Genomic DNA, 2,222 nt, shown 5'->3' on the forward strand with positions numbered 1-2,222 from the left:
AAAAACAAGCTGACTCTACGCGAGAATCAGCTTGTTTGTGTTTGTATCAAATTATGCGTTTGATCCAGCAGCTTGCAGCTTCGCTTTTTCTTCCGCTTCTACATAACGGTTGCGAGGGTGCTCGCGGCATTCATCGGAGCAAGAACGCTTGAATTTTGTCTCACATTCTGTGCAGCAGAAGTGCTGTTTGTTGCAGAATGGGTTAGCGCAGTTTACATAGCGGTCTTCCACAGTCCCGCAGTAATGGCAACGGCCAATAACAACGTCTTCTTCTGTATGGTTGATCGGTACGGAGATGCGCTCGTCAAACACGTAGCATTTTCCATCCCACAGGCGCCCTTGGACTTCTGGATCTTTTCCATACGTGACAATACCGCCCTCAAGATGGTAAACATTTTCAAAACCTTGTTGCAGCAATATACCTGTCAGCTTTTCGCAACGAATACCGCCTGTGCAGTAGGTGAGGACTTTTTTATCCTTGAACTGGCTCATGTTTTCACGAATCCATTCAGGGAACTCACGGGATGAATCCACTTCAGGGCGAATCGCGCCACGGAAATGTCCCAAATCGTATTCGTAGTAGTTGCGACCGTCGAGGATCACGACGTCCTCTTCCTGCATCATTTCGTACCATTCTTTTGGTTTCAGATAGGTGCCGACTAGTTTATTCGGGTCAACATCCTCTTCCAAACGCCAGGTTACAAGCTCTTTTTTCGGGCGCACAAACATTTTTTTGAACGCATGTTCTTCCGACTCATCTATTTTAAACCACATATCACTAAAACGTGGATCTTTTCGCACATATTCCATGTAGGCGTCGGTTTGCTCAATCGTTCCGGATACGGTTCCGTTAATGCCTTCCGGAGCTACGATAATCCGCCCTTTCAGCCCGTTATCCTTGCAAAATTGCAAGTGCTCGGCTGCGTACTCCTCATAATTTTCAATAGGAGTATACTTGTAATACAACAAAATGCGATATGGTTTTTGTACTTGCAAGGTACAATTCCACCTTTCTTTTTCAATTGTGATTTTAGATGCAACGGTGATTATACCACATTCCATTGTTAAAAGCGCTGAAAAAGAAAGGGATTTGTGAGGTTTTTATGAAATCGGTGCTTCTTGCTGGATGTGATCGCATCCTGTACACTATGAATGGTATTCAGCTGACAGGCTATAGAGGAGAGACATTACATGACCATGACAAATGAGCGCCTGGTTGCACAGGTGAAAATTAAAAAGCTCCACCAAGACGCCGTAATCCCAGCGTACGCGAGAGCAATGGACGCGGGCTTTGATTTGGTCGCGGTAGAGGATACATTGATTGCTCCAGAACAATCTGCAAAAGTTCCAACAGGTTTGGCGTTCGCGCTTCCAGAAGGATTTGAATTGCAAGTGCGCCCTCGCTCCGGCATCAGTGCAAAAACAAAGCTGCGTTTGTCCAATGCACCAGGGACTGTTGATGCAGGCTATCGCGGTGAAGTATGCGTTCTGATGGATAACATTCGGATCGCATCCGGAAAGAGCGGCAAGGTATGTCTGGGCGCTGGCGAAAACGAAGTAACCGTTGAACAAGAAGTCGATGCACATAGCTACTTGATCAAAAAAGGGGATCGGATTGCACAAGGCGTGATTGCAATCGTCCCAGTCGCGCAGTTCGAAGTAGTCGATGAGCTGGATGAGACTGAAAGAGGAGCGGGCGGCTTCGGCAGCAGCGGTATCAAGAGTTAGTTCTATCGAGTAAAAAAACAAGACCCCTGATCATCAGCCGTGTAAATGGACTTGAGCTGATACGTCAGGGGTCATTGTTTTAGTCAAACCCTCATCCTTTGGCGGATAAAAACTGGTCAATTCTTGAAAGGTCGTCAGCGGTCAGTGAATGTCCATCTGCTTTGACGAATACGCATGGTCCATAGACCCAGTCTAAAAAACCGTCAGACGTGATGGGGAAATTGTTTGCTTCTACTCCGCGAGCATCCTCATTCACAATGAGGGAGATTCCCTCCAGATGGTCATCTTCCACTACCTCATAATCACCACCCACCAGCTGCTGTAGATCGTCCGTCCCAGAGATTTCCCGCACAACTGCATTTTCATGCGGAATCTTTACGTATACGGTAATCAAGCGCAATCACTCCTTCTGACACCCATCATAACGTATAAGCAATGAATTGGGCGATAGGGGAGCGGATGCCTGTTGGCGTGTTGGTTATCCTATGGTTGAG

The 2,222-nt window shown here is 46.8% G+C and carries 3 protein-coding genes; 1 reads left to right on the forward strand and 2 read right to left on the reverse strand.

What is annotated here, in order from left to right; genetic code table 11:
- Nucleotides 1–51: 51 nt before the first annotated feature.
- Nucleotides 52–996, reverse strand: a complete 945-nt coding sequence (trhO, locus tag C7R94_RS28620) for an oxygen-dependent tRNA uridine(34) hydroxylase TrhO (protein ID WP_106653090.1) — start codon at nt 994–996, stop codon at nt 52–54.
- A 195-nt stretch (nt 997–1,191) separates the two neighbouring features.
- On the opposite strand from trhO, the gene C7R94_RS28625 reads away from it, so the two are divergent.
- Nucleotides 1,192–1,728: a dUTP diphosphatase gene (locus tag C7R94_RS28625; RefSeq protein WP_106785921.1), complete on the forward strand. Its 537-nt coding sequence runs from the start codon at nt 1,192–1,194 to the stop codon at nt 1,726–1,728.
- A 91-nt stretch (nt 1,729–1,819) separates the two neighbouring features.
- Here the strand turns inward: C7R94_RS28625 and C7R94_RS28630 are convergent, their stop codons facing one another.
- Complete coding sequence (locus tag C7R94_RS28630; protein WP_106785922.1) at nt 1,820–2,122, reverse strand: DUF3846 domain-containing protein; 303 nt, start codon at nt 2,120–2,122, stop codon at nt 1,820–1,822.
- Nucleotides 2,123–2,222: the final 100 nt, after the last annotated feature.

This window comes from Brevibacillus sp. NRRL NRS-603 (genome assembly GCF_003013445.1).
GTDB lineage: Bacteria > Bacillota > Bacilli > Brevibacillales > Brevibacillaceae > Brevibacillus > Brevibacillus formosus.